This window comes from Sphingomonas sp. 66-10 (assembly GCF_001897045.1).
Taxonomy (GTDB): Bacteria; Pseudomonadota; Alphaproteobacteria; order Sphingomonadales; family Sphingomonadaceae; genus Sphingomonas; species Sphingomonas lycopersici.
The window spans coordinates 165932-166237 of record NZ_MKRR01000138.1 but is presented as its reverse complement, the minus strand read 5'-3'; the positions used below and the strand labels follow the sequence as shown (position 1 = coordinate 166237).

Annotated in this window: 1 pseudogene; it reads right to left on the bottom strand. The window is 77.5% G+C overall.

The annotated features are described in order from the left end of the window. Positions 1-306 (bottom strand): annotated as a pseudogene (locus BGN95_RS20145) (ATP-binding protein); the annotation flags it as partial.

Genomic DNA, 306 nt, shown 5'->3' with positions numbered 1-306 from the left:
GCGCGATCAGCCCGCTCGGCCCCTCGATCATCACCCGCCGCACGTCGTCCACCGTCGCGCCGACCAGCGCGAACCGCCCGTCCGGCGTCGCACGCGCCAGCGCACCGAGCCATTCGGCCCCCGCGCGCGTCTTGCCGAAACCGCGCCCGGCGCGGATCAGCCACACCCGCCAGTCGCCCGGCGGGGCAAGCTGCCCGTCGTGCGCCCAGGCCGCCCAGCGATCGCGAAACTCGCGCCGCTGCGCCGGGGTCATCGCGCGGAGCGCCGCGAGCCGATCGCGCGGCGGCAGCGCAAGCAAGCGGTCGA